This window comes from Actinophytocola gossypii, assembly GCF_025165815.1.
Lineage (GTDB): Bacteria > Actinomycetota > Actinomycetes > Mycobacteriales > Pseudonocardiaceae > Actinophytocola > Actinophytocola gossypii.
In genome coordinates this window covers 571,829-588,555 of the sequence record NZ_JAFFZE010000004.1, presented here as the reverse complement: position 1 = coordinate 588,555, position 16,727 = coordinate 571,829, and the positions used below count along the sequence as shown (strand labels likewise).

Below are 16,727 nucleotides of genomic sequence, written 5' to 3'. Positions count from 1 at the left end.
GCGTCCCACTGTCCGCTGACGCCGTCGAGCGCATGGATCTTTGTCAAGCACCTTCCGCCGCCGCGTTGTCGCCGCGGGCGTTCGCCAGTCCGCCTTCGGCTGTGGCGTTCGCCGAGGATGTGGGGTCGTGCTCGTCGTGGTGTGCCAACGCGCCCACGTCCCGCTCGGGTGGGCGACACCCTCGGCGCGCGTCCCGACAACGACGGTGTCCGTTGATTCGAAACTGCGTTGGCCCGTCGGATCTGGTATTGGCGGGAATGTGCACGGCCGCATACCCGCACTCGAAAGGTGTTCTGGCGTCGCTGTGCCATCCCGGAGACTGCGGTTGCCATCTGGCAGATCTATGGGAGGGTCCGATGATCCGACGGCACCGCAACCGGCGCTGGTTACCCGCCCTGCTCGCGTGCGGCCTGCTCGCCGCGACCGCGGCCACCGGCTCGGCGCCCGCGCTCGCCACGGCGCCGCTCACGGTGGTTGACGCGGCGGTGCTCGACGACGCCGACGACGGACCGAACACGACGTTCTGGGTGATGCTGGCCGCGCAGGTGGACCTGTCCGGCGCGGCGGACCGGAGCCAGGACGACGGGTCGCGTGCCGAGTTCGTGTACGAGGCCAAGACCATGCACGCCGAGCGGACACAGGCCGGGCTGCGCGCGCTGCTGACCGAGCGCGGCGCCGAGTTCAGCTCGTTCTGGATCGACAACAGCCTCATCGTCACCGGGACCTGGCGCTGGTCGACGAGCTGGCGGCGCGGCCGGAGGTGGCCGCGATCGAGGCCGACACGGAGATCGCGCTGCCGGAGCCGGAGCCGGCTGCCGCCCGGTCGCAAGCGGCGGCGGGCACGGTCGAGTGGAACATCGACCGGATCAACACCCCGGACGTGTGGGACATGGGGGTACGCGGCGAGGGCGTGGTGGTGGCCGAGCTCGGCCGCGGCGCCCAGTACGACCATCCGGCGCTGGTGGGCTCCTACCGGGGCACCCTGCCCGACGGAACGTTCGACCACGAGTACAACTGGTTTCGACCCGGGTGGTTACTGTGCGACCGAGGCCCCGTGTGACAGCACCGGTGGGAGTGGCATGCACTCCACCGGAGCACCGCCGCCGCGGCCGCCGCCCCCCGCCGCCAGGGGCGCGGCGGCCCCACCGCCACGTTCCGCTGGCTGGGCACCGCCGGCTGGCGGATCGACGTCGGCGACCGGACCCTCCTGGTCGACCCGTACCTGAGCCGGTTCCGGACCGGGCTGTTCGACCCGCCGTTCAACCCGGAGACCGACCTGAAGGTCGACCCGCTCGCCCGCGTCGGTGAAAGGTGCTCGTAGCCGGGCTGCGCACCCACCTCGTCCCCAGTGCGTGGCATCGCACAGGACGGCGTGGCGATTCCGTCCTCAGCGTGGCACGGTGAACGACCGGGCGTGCGTGTTGTCCTTCTCGCCTTCTCGATCAGCTGGGCCGCGATCGGACGAGTCTCCTTGATCAATGGCACCCGCCGATGCGTGCCGTCGCGCAGCCAGCATCACCCGGCCCCAGCCCGCGAAGGACTCATGCGACCGCGCGACCAGAGCGCCAGCCACGATCCCATCGGGCACGCCCGGTCCCATCGACGACGTGACCGGCCCTACCTCCGGATCACTCCTCGGTCGTCCTCAGTACAACGGTTCAAGACCTGATCTCGCCCCACTTGAGCTTGACACGACGACCGGCGCGGACGCACCCGAACATGTCAGAGTGTTTGTCGGAGCACTTGGCATCGGTGAAGGGGCATCGTGGGAGGAACCACAGTGATCGCTGATTCGCGAGTACAGGTGTACAGCCCGGAGGTGCTGGCGACCGTGGCCGCGCGGGGCGAGTGGTAGGCAAATCTCAGGGCCGACCCCGGGGCGGTCGAAATTCCACCTGGCAGGATTGGGTTTCGCCTGACCGCCAGTGTCGGCTCCGCAACGCCACTGAGACTCACCAGCATCTGCGGGCATTGGGGGAATTGGTATGGATCTGAAACAACTGAGCACGTTCCACCGTGTCATGACCCACATGAGTTTCACCAAAGCCGCGACCGAACTCCGGTACGCGCAGTCCAGCGTGACCGCGCAGATCAAAAGCCTTGAGGCTGCTTTGGGCATGGAGCTCTTCGAACGATTCGGAGGGAAGATCCGGCTCACGCCGGTCGGTGAACGGCTCGTCCCCTACGTGGAACGTATCCTCGCACTTGTCGACGAGGCACGAAGCTCCTTGGCTGACGAGACCGAACCGTCGGGAACTCTGACGATCGGGGCGGTCGAGAGTCTGATCTCATACCGCATGCCCGCCGTCCTCGAGTTCTTTTATCACCGCTACCCCCAAATGCAGTTGATTCTCCAGTCGACCACGTGCCGCGAGGCGCACGAGTCCTTGCGCAGGGGAATGCTGGACGTGGGCTTCCTGATCGAACCCGAGAATCGGCATCATGGACTGGAGACCAAAGTACTCGGGGCCGAGCGGCTGGTGGCCGTGGTCGCGCCCGGGCATCCGCTGGACCGCACCGCGCAGGTGTCGACGTCCGATCTGCGAATGTTTCCCGTACTTGCGCCTGGGACGAATTGTTCCTACCGGGCGCTCATGGAGTCGGACTTCAACAAGGGCGCCGACACCCCGGTCTCCCTCATCGAGTTCGGTAACATCGAGTCGGTCAAGCAGGGGATCGCGACCGGGATCGGCATCAGTGTTCTGCCCGCGACCGCCGTGGCGAGTGCGGTCAAGGAAGCGCGGCTGAGCGTGCTCGACTGGCAGCCCTCCTTCGAGGTCTTCGCCCAGATCGTTTGGCGGCAGGGCAGAAAACTCAACCGAGAGACGCGGATCTTCATCGACGTGGTCTCCCAGACCATGTGCCAGGACGGCGAGTCGCTGCTGGACTCATCGTCCACCGCTCCGCTCGGTCGCCGGACGAAGGCTCAGGGGACGCCAGGATCGATTCGACCATCGGCGTGAGCATCGTCTTGGGACCGATCTCGATCCAGGAGGTTTCGCCGCGGCCCGCCAGCAACTGAACACTGTCCACCCACCGGACCGGGCCCGAAATCTGTTCGCCCAGATCGTGTTCGATCCGGTTGACGGTGTGAATCGCGCCGGTGGTGTTGCTCACCACCGGTATTCGCGGAGCGCGCAGGTCGGTTCTGGCCAGTACGCGCTGAAACTCCGACCGGGCCGGCGCCATCAACGGGGAATGGAACGCGCCGCTCACGTTCAGTGGGACATAGGTTCGTGCGCCGGCATCAAGGAAGTGATTTTTGGCCGCACGCACCTGGTCGGGAAAGCCTGAGAGGACGGTCTGATCCGGCGTGTTGTAGCCGGCCACCCAGAGCCCGTCTCCGCTCCAGGTCGCGAGAGCGTCGTGCACCGCGCCGGCGTCGAGTCCGATGACCGCGGCCATGGCGCCGTCGCCGGCATCGGTCATCAGTTCGCCGCGGCGTGCCACCAGTGCGAGTCCGGTGGGGAAGTCGAACACGTCCGCGATGTGCAGGGCGCAGTACTCACCGAGGCTGTGCCCGAGCAGTGCGGTGGGTTCGATCTCGCACAGCCGCCGGACACGCAAGTACGTCAACACGTTCACGACGTACAACGCGGGCTGGGCGAACCTCGTGGACGTCAACCAGCCGTCCTTGTCGTCGAGGCACAGATCGCGGACGGAGTAGCCGAGCACCTCGTCCGCCTGCGCCAGGTGCTCGGGGAACTCGTCCAACAGGTCGCGCCCCATTCCCGCGTACTGCGAGCCCTGACCGGCGAACATGATCACTGGCACGGTGTCCCCTTCGATCCGGTCACCGCCGCGAGACCGAGTTGGGCTGTCCGACGAACAAGCGGTCGAGGAAGTCGTCAAGTGCGGACAGCGATTCGGCGTCCGCCACGGCGCCGACGTAGCCGTCGGGACGGATCACCACGACGTCGCGTAGCTGGAGATCGAGGTTGGCCCGGCAGCGCCCGGCGATGTCGATCAGAGCGTGGGGGCCGGCGGGCATGTCGAAGAGTTGACCCGCGGAAACCCTTTCGTGCACGGTGTAGGCGCGGAACGCGTGGTCGCCAAGACGCTCCCTGTACCTTTCCAGTGCCGGGCCGACGAGCGACTCGACGGTATCGTGCGCACCTGCGAACGCCAGGATGACGTGCCGCCTCGCGCCCAGTTCGCGCAGCAGGTCGAACGGGCCGGAAGCCGACGTCAGCGCACAGGTCGGCATGCGACGGCCGGGGACCACCCGGGAACGTGGAACAGATCCCGTCGGTGCGGGATAGGCGACAGCGAACTGACTGAGCTTCGCTATCTCCGCGGCGTGATATGCGCGTCGGTTCAGGCGCTTGTTCTGACTACGCAGCCGACTTCGCCTCCACCGGTTCCTCCCGAACACGCGTTCACTCAGCATGTTGTTGTAGTCGAACAGGGCTTGTGCCACGGGAAACCGTTCGCCGTGGTAGCTGTCGAGCAGGGCGTCGCCAGCCTTGGCGCGCAGCACGACCGCCAGCTTCCAGGCCAGGTCGATCGAGTCCTGGATGCCGGTGTTCAGTCCCTGTGCGCCGATGGGGCTCTGAACGTGTGCGGCGTCGCCGACCAGGAAGATTCCCCCACTCCGGAAGCTCTCGGCGATGAACTGCCGGGGGTTGAACCGACTGACCCAGTACGGATCGCCCAGTGTCACCGCGTCAAGACCGACTGCCCTCAGCACTTCCCTGAAGCGGCGCAACACGAATTCCGCGTCCACCTCCGCGGTGGCGACCCGGCAGGTGGAGACGAGCCGGAACATGCGGCCGTTGATGGGCAGGACCGCGAGAAAAGTGCCTTCGTCGAGCCAGAACTGATGTCGCTCGTGCGCGTGATAGGGAAATCCGCGCATCTCGACGTCGGCCATGATGAAGGTCTCATCCTGTTCCGCGCCGTCGAAGGCCGCTCCGACGATCTCCCGAACCCGGCTGCGGCCCCCGTCCGCGCCGACCACGAAACGCGCGGTGACCGTGCGGGCCCGGCCATCGGTGTCCCGCAGGTGACAGCGATGGCTGTCACCCTCGACGTCGATGTCGGTGAGGGCACGGCCGCGTTCAACGGTGAGGCCTCGGTCAGCCGCCGCGCGGTCGAGGATGCCGGTGGTATCGCCCTGGCTGAGCTGCAGCAGCCCCGGATATTCGCCATCCAGCTCGGCGAGGTCCGCCACGCCGATGACACGTCCGCGCTGGGTGTAGTGGTTGATCCGCCGGGACATGATGCCGGTTCGTAGACATTCGGCGGCCACTCCGAGCATGTGGAAGCACTCCAGCGTGCGCGGCGTGAGCGTCATGGCCTTGCTCAGCGGTGACCAGTGCTCGAGTTTGTCGACGATCCGCACCCGCACGTCGTTGTCGGCGAGCGCGCAAGCGAGGGTGAGGCCGACCGGGCCGGCGCCGACCACCAGTACTTCGACTTCGTCCGTGTCCGTGGTCGTCACTTCAGCACCTCACGAATGATGTCGAGCAGTTCATGTTCCCGCTGGTCCCCGTGGAGGAACAGGTGGTCGCCCGCCACGGTGTGGAAGTCGAAGCCCGCGGAGGTGCGGTGACGCCAGTCGCGCATCTCGTCACCGGCCACTCGGTCGTCCTGTGCGCCGTGCACCGCGGTGACGGGTATGTCGAGCACATCCGCCTCGGCGGGCCGGTAGCTGCCTACCAGGCGAAGGTCGTTGACCAGAATCGGCAGCGTGAGGCGCAGGAACTCGGCGTCCACATCCGGCGGGGCCGGGAGCGACAACAACCGTGCCAGCTCGCGTAGCGCGTCCGTGTCGAGCGCCCGGATCTGGGCGGTGCTCGGCAGGCCCGGATACCCGACGGCAGCGAGAGCACGCAAACTCTTGCGGTAGAAGGGGTTCTCCGTGACTCCTGGGCTGCTGAAGGCCCCGACGACGAGATGCCGGATGGTGGTGATGCCGCGGCGCCGGAGACGCAGCGCCAGCAGGTAACCGATCAGCGCGCCCGCGCTGTGGCCGTAGATGACAACGGGTTCGTCACATGCCTCGGCGGCTTCCGGTTCGAGGGAGTCCACGACGTCGTACACGTCGGGTACCAGCGGTTCGCCGAGACGCTCGCCGCGACCTGGGAGCGCCACCGGGCACACGTCCACGTCCGGACCGAGCAACGTCTGCCAACGCTGGAACACCAGCGTGCTGCCGCCACCGTAGGGAACGCACAACAGACGGACCCGCGCGGCCGCCACTCGCCGCTTCAGGTAGCCGCCAGCGCGTTCGACGGAAGTGGCCGTCGCCGGAACATCACGTACCGCGACACCATTGCGCCTGCCGAGCAACCGGGCGGCCAGATCGGAGATGGAGCTTCCGGCAACGATGTCGGCCAGCGGCACCAGTCCGTCCGGGTCGATCGGTCGCAGTGCCCGGTGCAGAGCAGTGGCCTGCAGGGAGTCGATGCCGAGCGCGGCCGTCGAATCACCTGGCCCGATGCCGTCCTCCGGCGCGTCGGTCAACCTTGCCACCATGCGGCGCACGATGCCTTCGACAGCGGTCCGATCTCCCGCGCCGGCGGCGGCCAGGTCGTCGGAGGTGAGGCGCAAAGCGTCACCGACCGGGCCTGCGGCAGCCAGCACCTGTTCGATCCCTCGATCGAGGACACGAACGGTGGCGGTGGCGCACCGCAGCACCGTCCGGCCATCCACGTCGTGGACGGAGACCCGACCGTGCGCGAGCGCACCGTCGGGTTCGACCCGCACATTCTCGACCTGTAGCTCGGCGACCGCTGCGGGCGCCCCGGAATGAACGATCAGACCCTGCAGTCGTTCCACCATGAACGCCGCCGTCGACGGCTCGCCAGGAGGTAGCGCGGCGTGGAAGAGCTGCGCGCAGGCGTCCAGCAGTCCGGGGGCGACCCGAGCGGAGGCCCGCGCCGGGGCAGCGCGGTGTTCCGCGGCGACGGTGGCCCGGACACCGGAACTGGTCCGGAACACGTCTCCGACAGCACGTACGCTTGGTCCGAGGTGCATTCCACGCTCTCCCAAGCGCGCATAGAACTCGTCTCCGGAGCACAGGTGTTCCGCGCCCGGCGGGCGAGCACGGACCGACTCCGCGACTGGTGGCCGCTCGCGCAGTGTTCCGTGCACGTGCTGCTGCCATTGGTTGGTCGCGGCATCGGCCAGGGAGTGGAAGGCGAAGCTCGCGCCGGAGCTACCCAACCCGTCGAACACCAACCGGACGATGCCGGGTGCGTCGCGCAGGACCAGGGCCGCGCTGAAACGCATGTCGGCCACCTCGAACTCGTGGCCCGGTGCGACTGTGGTCACCCCGCGCAACAGCATTTCGACGAAGTAACCGATGTGAACGACATGGTGCGTGTCCGAGAGGGCCAGCTCGGCAGGGTCCAGCTCGAAATCCACCTCGAGTTTGTCGCCGGGCGAGAGGTGCGGCGCCGGTTGCAGTGCGTCGGAGCGGTCGGCGGTGGAAACGTCGACCGGCCGCTCGGCAGCGGACACGAAGGCGTATACCGCTTCGTCCAGGGAACTCGTGGGCACGGTGGTCCGTCGCGCCGCCGTGTTCTCGTAGAGCGGGCGCCAGTCGATGTCGAAGCCCAACTCGTACAGGCGCAACAGGCACTGGATGAGGGCCTGCCGCGGATCGTCCACATCCTCGTCGGTGTCGACAAGAGTGAGAACCGGTTCGAGAACCTGCCGGACACGAGCGGTCGTGCCGCCTTCACCGACCAACACGCCGATGCGCACGTCGTGTTCCACGCACAGACGGCCGGCCGCCGCGATGTCGGCGCGCACGGTGGCGGCCGCGGCCCAGTAGGCGGGGTCAGCCAGGTGGTGAGGACCGACGAAGTCTCCGTCACGTGGGCAGATCACGGCGGCATCGAGGTGACGGCCGTGGGTGGAGGCGCGACCGATCGTGGGAGCCGGTAGTCCGGAGAGGTCGATGCTGCCGTCAGGACGTACCTGTTCACCCTGGACCAGTTGGCTCAGCTCAGCGAGGGCGTCATGTGCGGTGCGAGCGGTGGTCTCGACGGCGACCGCGAAGCATCCGATGCCTTCGGCCATCCAGATCGCCGGCTGGATGGCGAACGCCCGCCACAGCCGCACCGTGCCGCACAGCAGTCCGAGTTGCAGGGCGGCGGACTCCACCGCGCTGGACGGATGGGTGTCCGATTCGATCCAGCGGGTCAACGGCGATCCACCCAGTTCGGACCAGGCCGCGTCGACTCGGTCGAACCCGTCACGGAATGCGGAGAACAGCCCGTACCACCGCCGGGCCTGCCATCCGCGATCCGCCGCCCCGAGAACGAACCCGAGTTTGGCCGCACCGGCGCGGAACAGGCGCGATGAGGTGACGAGGTGTGGTGTGGCGAGCCTGGCCTCAAGGGTTCGCACTGCTTGTTCGCGGGTTTCGGCCAACAGGCTGGTGCGAAACGGTCCGTGGTCCCGGCCGACCGCCAGCGTGAATCCGACGTCCTCAAGGTCGGATTCGACCTCGGTCAGATGATCGGCCAGACGGCGCAACTGGTCCGTCAGCGCGGTGGCCGAGCGAGCCGACAGCAGCACCGGCTGAGCTTTCAGCCTGCGCCCGGCCCGCACTGTCTCGGCCGGCGGAGCCGCTGACAGGATCGCGTGCCCGTTCGTGCCGCTGAAGCCGAAGGAGCTGACCGCACCGACCGGCCGGGAGGAGGTCAGCGGTGCCTCGGCCGCGGTCGGTCGCAGGCACATGCGCTCGAAGTCGATGTCGCGGTTGGGTTCACCCGCGACGACTTGTGCCGGCACGCAACGGTTCTGCAGCACCAGAACGAGCTTGATGAGCGAGGCGATGCCGGACGCCGCCTCGAGGTGCCCGATCTGCGCCTTCGCCGAGCCGACGATGAGCGGTCGATCCGAGGAACGGTTCTGGCAGTAGACCGCACTCGCCGCCGACAACTCGATGGGATCCCCCAGCCGAGTACCGGTACCGTGTGCCTCGAGGTAGTCGACGTCGGTGGCTCGCAGACCTGACCGCTGTAGAGTCCGCTCGATCAGGGCACGCTGCGCCCGTCCGTTCGGCACGGTCAGTCCGCTGCAGGTTCCGTCGTGGTTGACCGACGTGGCGTGCACCAAGGCCAGCACGTTGTCGCGGTCACGCACCGCGTCACTCCAACGCTTCAGCACGACCACCCCGCCGCCCTCGCCACGGCCGTACCCCGCACCGTCCGCGGCGAACGGGCGACAACGACCGTCAGCGGAGAGCGCGCCGAAGCCCGACAGCACGGTGAAGATCGACGGGTCCAGCAGCAGGTTCACCCCGCCGACCACGGCGACGTCGCAGTCTCCTGCGCGGATGCTCTCGGTGGCCAGGTGCAGCGCGACCAACGACGATGAGCACGCCGTGTCGACGGCCACCGCGGGCCCACCGAAATCGAAGGTGTGGCTGATCCGGCCGGCCACCACGCTGTTGAGCGAGCCGGTGGCGACATACGTGCCCGGCTCGGCCGACTGTCGCGCGAGCGCACCGTATTCGCCGCCGACGAGGCCGAAGTACACTCCGACGCGACCGTGGATGCGCCGCGGCTGATACCCGGCGCGCTCCAGTGCCTGAGCTGTGAGCTTCAGCGCGAGTCGCTGCGTCGGGTCCATGTCCCGCGCTTCCTTCGGGGAGATGTTGAAGGCGCGCGGGTCGAAGAGCATGACGTCACTGTCGAGATAGTTCGCGCGAGTGTTGCGGACCGCTCGTGGGTTCTGGCTGAAGTAGCGATCGTAGACATCCGCCACCCATTCGCTGGCCGGCGCGTTGCGCGTACATTCGCGACCGGACCGGAGCAGGGACCAGTACTTTTCTGGCGTGGTGGCCCCGCCGGGAAGCTCGCAAGCCATGCCGATGACCGCGATCGGCTCGGCAGGTCCGGCATTCGTGGCACTCTGGTTGAGTTCGCGAATCGTGTTGAGCGACTTGCGAAGTAGCGCTTTGAGCGTCCGAATCTCGTGGTCCGTGTCGAGGTATCCCGTCACGAAACCACCTCGATGAGTGCGCGTTCCAGGTCGTGGGCGGAAAGCCGGTCGATGTCGTCCTCGCCGAGGGTGTGCGGCAGGAGAGCCTGAGCAGGCTCCGTCGCGTCGGGCCCGTGCACCACGGAATCCGATGGTGCGATCTCGGATTCGCTGTGGGCCGCCAGCTCGCGCGCCAGATAGGCGGCGAACTCGGCGATGGTCGGATGCTCGAACGCCGACGTGTCGCTTGGTTCGAACGCGGTGTCGGCGATGATGGACTGCCGCACCTGCCCCAGGTGGATGGACGACATGCCGAGGTCGAAGAACCCGCGGTCGGTGTGCGGACGCTCTCCGTCCGGATAGTCGAGCAGCACGGCGATGCGATCCTGCAGATAGTCGCAGAGCCGGCGCTCGCGAAGAGCGGTCGGCAGGTTCGTCAGCTCGGCCACGAGTTGCGAGGACTTGTTCCCTGGGCGACGTCGATCGTCGGCATCTGGCGGCGCGGCCGCTCTCGTGGTTGTCGCGGATGCGGCCTCGGGTGCGTGCGGCCAGTATCGACGTCGGTCCAACGGCACCGGTGGTAGATAGACCGGACGTTCGGCGACCAGTTCGGGATAGACGTGCCGCCAGTCGACCGGGAACCCGACGGACCACAGCTTCGCGAGCTGCTCATGGCGTCCGCTCGCGGCAAGCGCCAGCAGGTAGTCCCGGTCCTGGCTCGCGACGGCGTCCTCGTCGAAAGTGCTCCGGTGGATGACGTTCGCGTACAGGCCGTGTGGTGCGGTCGAGTGCGGATTCGACGTGTGCTCGGTGAAGGAGATGAGCTTGTCGGCCGCCTCAGCCAGGGTGGCCGCGCTCAGTGCCAGCCGGTGCGGCGCGCACCGCCGGAAGTTCAACAGCGTCGCGGCCACACCTGGCAGGGTCACCGTGTGGGGGAACGGGTGTCGCCCGGGCCGCGGATCGCCGGAGAGGAAGGTGGACAGCCCCCGCACGTAGGCAGTGAGGGATTCAGCGCTGCCCGCCGAGATGGTCAGGACGAAGCGAGCGGCAGGACTCGATGGATGACCGGTGCTCATCTGCCGTACTCCTCCATGACGAGATGGACGTTGGTGCCGCCCGCGCCGATCGAGGTGATGCCGGCGCGCAAGGGGATGTCGCCGAGCCCACTGCGGTCGGGGTTCCAGTCCTCGAGACTTTGTTGCACGTACACCGGTGAGTTCGCGAAGTCGATCGACGGATTCGTCCGGTCGGCGTGCAGCAGCGACGGAACCAGTGTGCGGTGCTGCATCTGCAGAATCACCTTGGCAACCTGCGCCACACCGGCCGCCGCCTCGCCGTGGCCGATGTTCGACTTCACCGAGCCGACGGCGCAGTACTGCTTGTGCGTCGTGCCGAGTGCCTTTGTGATGCCGGCGATCTCGGTCGGATCGCCCAGTTTGGTCCCGGTCCCGTGCGCTTCGATGTAGCTGATCGTGACCGGATCGACGGCCGCCCGGTGCAGCGCCCGCTCGATCGTCAGAGCCTGGGCGGCCGGATTGGGGACGGTGAACCCGTTGGCCCGGCCGCCGTGGGTGTGTGCGCTGCCCCGGATGACGCCATAGATTCGATCACCGTCGCGTTCGGCGGTGGCCAGGGGTTTGAGCAGAAAGCTACCGACCGTCTCGGCGGGCACATAGCCGTCGCCACCGTCACCGAAGGCCCGGCACCGCCCGTCGGATGACAGGAACTGATACCTCGCCATCATCTGGTACTTCGACGGATGCAGCGACAGGTTCACCCCGCCCGCGAGCGCCATCGCGGACTCACCTCGGCGCAGACTCTCGCAGGCCAGGTGAATGGCGGACAGCGATGACGAACACGCGGTGTCCAGGGTGAGGCTGGGGCCACGCAGATCGTAGGTGAACGACACCCTGTTGGCGATCGCGTAGGTCTGCGAGTTGAGAACGCCCGCGGGGCTGCCGCGCCTCGCCAGGTCGGCTTCGTACTGGATCAGTTGGTAGTTGTTGAAGCTGGCCCCGACGAAGACCCCGACCTCGTTGTCGTGTTGGGCGCGCAGGCGCTCCCGCGAGTAGCCCGCGACCTCCAGGCAGGCGTACGCGGACTCGAGGAACAACCGCTCCTGGGGATCCATGAACTGAGCGTCGGACGGTGCGATACCGAAGGCGGCAGCGTCGAAACAGTCGACATCGGAGAGGAATCCGCCCCACTTGGCGTACACCTTGCCCGGCACGCCGCGGCGGGGATCGAAATAGCGGTCGTGGTCCCAGCGGTCGCGCGGAATCTCCGTGATCCAGTCGGCACCGTCGCGGAGACCGGCCCAGAACTCGTCGAGGGAGTCCGCGCCGGGGAACCTGGCATCGAGCCCGATGATCGCGATCGGCTGTGCGGCGGGCGGCATCGGGTGCCGCGCCGCGCCCGATCGCGGTCCGTCCGGGCTGTGTTGTGCCACCGGCGTTTCCGGAGTGCGGTGAGTGCTCGTGTGTTCGGCGAAGTAGGTGGCGACGGCCGGTCGGTAGTCCCGGAGAAGGTGGTCGGCCAGCGACCGGATGTCGCGGCACTCGAAGAACAAGGTGACCGCGACCTCGCCGAAGCGTTGGCACAGTTCTCCGTTGAGCGAGTGGATGATCAGCGAATCGATGCCGAGATCCGCGAACTCGGTGTCCGTACCTACCGTGGAGAGCTGGTTCTTGGTGCTCTGCGCCACCAACTGGCGCAGAAGCTGTCGCAGTTCCGCTGCCAGGTCGTCGTCCGGCATGGTCGCGGAGACGGACTGGGCCGCTTCCGCTGGCCGGTCACTCGCCTCGTACCCGTCGTGACGTCGAGCATTCGCCGACCGTCCCTCCGGCACGGAGGGCGTGGCAGGTTCACGGCCGTCGAATCTGAACACCTCGTCCTCGTGCCAGTGCTCGTGCGGATCGAAGGAGTAACCGGGTAGTCCTGGGATGTGCTCGACACCGGTTTGCGCGCCCGCCCAGTCGATGTCGCAGCCGGTAAGCCAGAGTTCGATCAGGCAGGTGGCGAACGCATCCGCTGTCGATGGGTCGATCCGCACCGAGCGAACCCTGGGATCCGTGCTGCCGAATGCTCCGACGACGGCCAGGCAATCCGCTCGAACATCCTGCGGGAGATCCCGCACCGCCTCGGCCCGTGTGGCGGGAATGCGAAGACCACGGTGCTGCTCGGCCGTGTGCCGCCGCAGCAGCGGCACGTCTGTCAGCACCGAGGAGCGGACATCGCGATGTTCGCGCGCCTGCGCGGCGACCGCTGCCAGATCGGCTGACCCGGCGAGCATGTGCAATGCCGTCGTGGGCGACACGATGTTCCTGCGGACGAGGTTCGCCAGTTCGTGGGTGGCCGGGTCGCGCCATCCGGCAGCTGTCAAACCCCAGGCGTGGTCGATCTCCGTGTGGGCCGCGTCGATCGCGAGGGCCGTCATCGCGCGGTGCTCGGGTCTCAACGAGTCCGCGATCTCGGCGAAGTCGTGAACAGCCTCGGTCAGGAAGAGGCCGTGGGCGCGCGTCGGGTTCGCCCACGCGCCGAGTTCCCGAACGAAGGTGTGCTGGTGCCCGAGAAGACCGGCGGCGTGTGCCGCGTATGCCGCGACCACGGCTACCGATCGGGCACAGTTGTTGGCGAGTTCCGCCAAGTACTCCGCCGTTATCTCGTTGGGCAGGAACGACCGCGCACCGATGTGCACCGCGACGGTTGGCGACGCCGTCACGACGAGAGGGCCGTCGGCGGCCAGTGCCTCGGCGGCGTCGGCGACGGACATCATCCCGGAATGCACCATGACAGCGGCGGCACCATCGCCGCAGTGTGCGACCAACTCGGCCCCGTGCACAGCGCGTTCGGCCAAGGCACGCAGTACGGCCAATCGTGTGGCGAACGGGTCAAGAGCTGGATTCGCCGGGTCCGCGACGGCTTCGGCGAGAACGATCGACCGGTGCGCTGCGACGCCCGGGTCGCGGATCGACTCCACGGGGTCGGCTGTCAGGAGGATCGCGAGTTCCGGGGACCTTTGGCTGTGTCGGATCTCGCCTTCCACGCGGGTGAGCGCGACGACGAGATCGCCGGCGCGCGCGGCGAACCGGTACGGCAGCGTCAGATCTCGCTGGTTCGTGGCCCGGCAAAGGCCGGCCAACGTCTCCGGCCGCGCGGAACGCACGTGGTGGGACCATTCACCGAGCGAACGCTCGAGTGCGGTACGAGTCTTCGCCGCGAGGGTGAACACCGGCGGGACACCGCCGTCGGACACTCCGCCTCGCACCGGGTCCGGCCGACGCTCACGCGGCTGGTGTTCCGACACGATGGCGTGGCAGTTGACGCCACCGAACCCGAACGAGCTGATGCCCGCCGTTCGCGGCCCCTCGCTCGACCACGGCGCGGCGTCGCCGGGGAACTCGATTCGCTCCGCGGTGTGCTCGATGAGCGGGTTGACCCGCTCGACGTTCAGGGTGGGTGCGATGGTCCTGTTCCGGAGCATGAGCAGGACCTTGATCAGGCCGGCCATGCCCGCGCCCGCCTCGACGTGACCGATGTTGGTCTTGACCGAGCCGACCGTCAGCGCCGATGCCCGTTCCCGCCGGGCGTAGGCGATGTCGAGGGCCTCGATCTCGATCGGATCACCCAGGCTGGTGCCGGTCCCGTGCGCCTCCACATAGCTCACCTGGGCCGGGTCCACCTGAGCGTCGGCCAGCGCACGGGAAATGACATCGACCTGTGCCGAAACGCTGGGCGCGGTGACGGTTCGATTGTGCCCGTTATGGTTGGTGGCGATGCCCTTGAGCACGCCGTACACGTGACAGCCGAGCTGCTCGGCGTTCGACAGCCTGGTCAGCAGTACCACGCCGGCGCCCTCACCAGGCACGTATCCGTTCGCCCGGGAATCGAAGGTGAAGCAGCGGCCGTCAGGGCTGAGCATGCGGGACTGCGTGAATGCCAGATAGCGCCATGGCGAGGAGATCAGGTTCACGCCGCCGACGACGGCGAAATCACAGTCCTCGTGCAGCAGGTCCTGTCGGCCGTGGCTCAACGCCACCAGTGAGGACGAGCAGGCAGTGTCCACCGCGCGACTGGGGCCGCGCAGATCCAGGAAGTACGAAATACGGTTGGCCGACATGCAGTGGTAGTTGCCGACCGGGTCGAACACGTCGACCCGCTTGTTGTTGGCGGTGGCCCTGAGCAGGTAGTCGTGCACCGACAGGGCGATGTTCACCGACGTCCGTGACCGGCGGAGCAGGTCGATCGGCAGGCCGGAATCCTCGAGGCAGTGCCATGCCTCCTCGAGGAGGATCCTGTGCTGCGGATCCAGCGCGACCGCCTCACGTGGCGAGATGTTGAAGAACGCGTGATCAAAGTTGCGCGAGTCACTGAGGCCGCCGATCCATTTCGTGTTCACCTGCCCGGACTCAACGCCGTCCGGCGAATAGAACGTGTCCGAACTCCAGTTGTCCGGACCGACTTCTCTGATCCCGGACCGTTTGTTCGCGAGGTCGTCCCAGAACGCGTGGGCATGCGCGGCGCCAGGATATCGGCAGGCAACACCGATGATGGCAACATCTTCGCGCATGATTGATAACCCTCACGACAGGGCCACTTGACCGGGCCCGCAACCGTCGAATGTGCCGCGATGCGAACCGACAACCTCCATGATTACCATAGCGACGCTTGGCCGGATTCAGCATCGAAGTTCACGAATGCCCTTATCGGATACGGTGATCGGTGCCTTGACGAAGGGGAGCGCGCTGTTTGATGCTGCACGGACGCTGATCGGAAAGAGGTCATCCATGTGTGCTGATGATCGGCTTGCGGGTGTTCTGGAGATCCTCGGGCTGAGCGACAGGGCGACGGTGAGCGCCTTCCCGGCCACCCCCACGCCATGGGCATCGACCTATTCCATCGCTGTTGACGGTACCCGTCGGGTCGCACGTGTGATCGACCTGCGGTTCGCTGAAGAAGGCGTCGTACCAACGGAGTTCAGGGCAGCCCAGTTGCTCGGCAAGCACGGGGTCGGCCCGAGGGTGGAGTACGCCGATCCCGTGAGCGGCGTGCTGGTCATGGACGAGATCCTGGGCGCTCCCGCCACCCGACCGATCGCCCAGTGGCAGGCTCTCTCACTCGCTCGGGTCCTGCGTGAGCTGCACACCCTCGACATGGACGGTGACCCGCGGCTGCACGAGGGCAAGATAGACGCCGCGCGGTCCGGGGTGGCGCGACTCGCCCCCCGGATTCCCGAGCTCGCGATCTACAGCGAGGCGTCCGAACGGTTCGACGGCCTGCGAGCGGCGCTCGGCCGGCTCGGGGTCGAGGACCGGCTCTGCCACCACGACCTGAACCGCGGCAACGTCCTGTTCGACGGCATGCGCGCCTGGCTCATCGATTTCGACCACCTCGGCTTCGGGGACCCGCTGTACGACCTGGCCAACGCGATGCTCTCGCTCGGCATCGAGGGCGCGCTGCTCGAGAAGTTCCTGGAGGCCTACTTCGACCGCCCCGTCGATGCGAGCGAGGCCGCCCGGTTGGAGCTGATGGCCTGCCTGGTGTTGCTGCGCTACGGCCTGAGCGCGCTGTCCCTGGTGCCGCCCCACCTGTACGACCGACTGGGTACGTGGACGTCCGAGATGCTCGGAGATCCCTTCGACTTCACCAGGCGCGAGCATGAGGAAGTGGGTTGGCTCGTCTTCCGCCTGAGCCTGTCCTTCACGCACGCGGGGCTGGCTCGCCTCGACGCGGGCCCGGCCACCCGAGCCGCCGAGACGCTCGGGCTGCTCGGTGCGTGGGCCTGA

7 protein-coding genes and 1 pseudogene are annotated in these 16,727 nt (G+C 67.5%); 3 read left to right on the top strand and 5 right to left on the bottom strand.

Going from position 1 to position 16,727, the window contains the following annotated elements; genetic code table 11:
- Window positions 1–760: 760 nt before the first annotated feature.
- Together JT362_RS03990 and JT362_RS03985 are read left to right on the top strand one after the other, a co-directional pair.
- Entirely contained in the window at window positions 761–1,060 is a 300-nt protein-coding gene (locus tag JT362_RS03990; RefSeq protein ID WP_260189626.1) for a hypothetical protein, read from the top strand.
- 925 nt (window positions 1,061–1,985) lie between these two features.
- A complete protein-coding gene (locus JT362_RS03985) occupies window positions 1,986–2,963 on the top strand; it encodes a LysR family transcriptional regulator (RefSeq protein ID WP_260189625.1) in 978 nt (325 codons plus the stop codon).
- A 28-nt stretch (window positions 2,964–2,991) separates the two neighbouring features.
- Here the strand turns inward: JT362_RS03985 and JT362_RS03980 are convergent.
- From JT362_RS03980 to JT362_RS03960, 5 genes and pseudogenes are all read right to left on the bottom strand, one after another.
- Window positions 2,992–3,729, bottom strand: a pseudogene (locus JT362_RS03980) (ACP S-malonyltransferase); the annotation flags it as partial.
- Between the two features lie 64 nt (window positions 3,730–3,793).
- A complete protein-coding gene (locus JT362_RS03975) occupies window positions 3,794–5,443 on the bottom strand; it encodes an FAD-dependent monooxygenase (protein ID WP_260189624.1) in 1,650 nt (549 codons plus the stop codon).
- Window positions 5,440–9,963, bottom strand: a complete 4,524-nt coding sequence (locus JT362_RS03970; protein WP_260189623.1) for a beta-ketoacyl synthase N-terminal-like domain-containing protein — start codon at window positions 9,961–9,963, stop codon at window positions 5,440–5,442. The genes JT362_RS03975 and JT362_RS03970 overlap by 4 nt, the downstream gene beginning before the upstream one ends.
- Window positions 9,960–11,018 carry an acyl carrier protein gene (locus JT362_RS03965; RefSeq protein WP_260189622.1) on the bottom strand — a complete coding sequence of 353 codons (1,059 nt, stop codon included), beginning with the start codon at window positions 11,016–11,018 and terminating at the stop codon, window positions 9,960–9,962. Before JT362_RS03965 ends, JT362_RS03970 begins: the two co-directional genes overlap by 4 nt.
- Window positions 11,015–15,511, bottom strand: a complete 4,497-nt coding sequence (locus JT362_RS03960; protein WP_260189621.1) for a beta-ketoacyl synthase N-terminal-like domain-containing protein — start codon at window positions 15,509–15,511, stop codon at window positions 11,015–11,017. Before JT362_RS03960 ends, JT362_RS03965 begins: the two co-directional genes overlap by 4 nt.
- Window positions 15,512–15,668: 157 nt before the next feature.
- On the opposite strand from JT362_RS03960, the gene JT362_RS03955 reads away from it, so the two are divergent.
- Window positions 15,669–16,727: a phosphotransferase gene (locus JT362_RS03955; RefSeq protein WP_260189620.1), complete on the top strand. Its 1,059-nt coding sequence runs from the start codon at window positions 15,669–15,671 to the stop codon at window positions 16,725–16,727.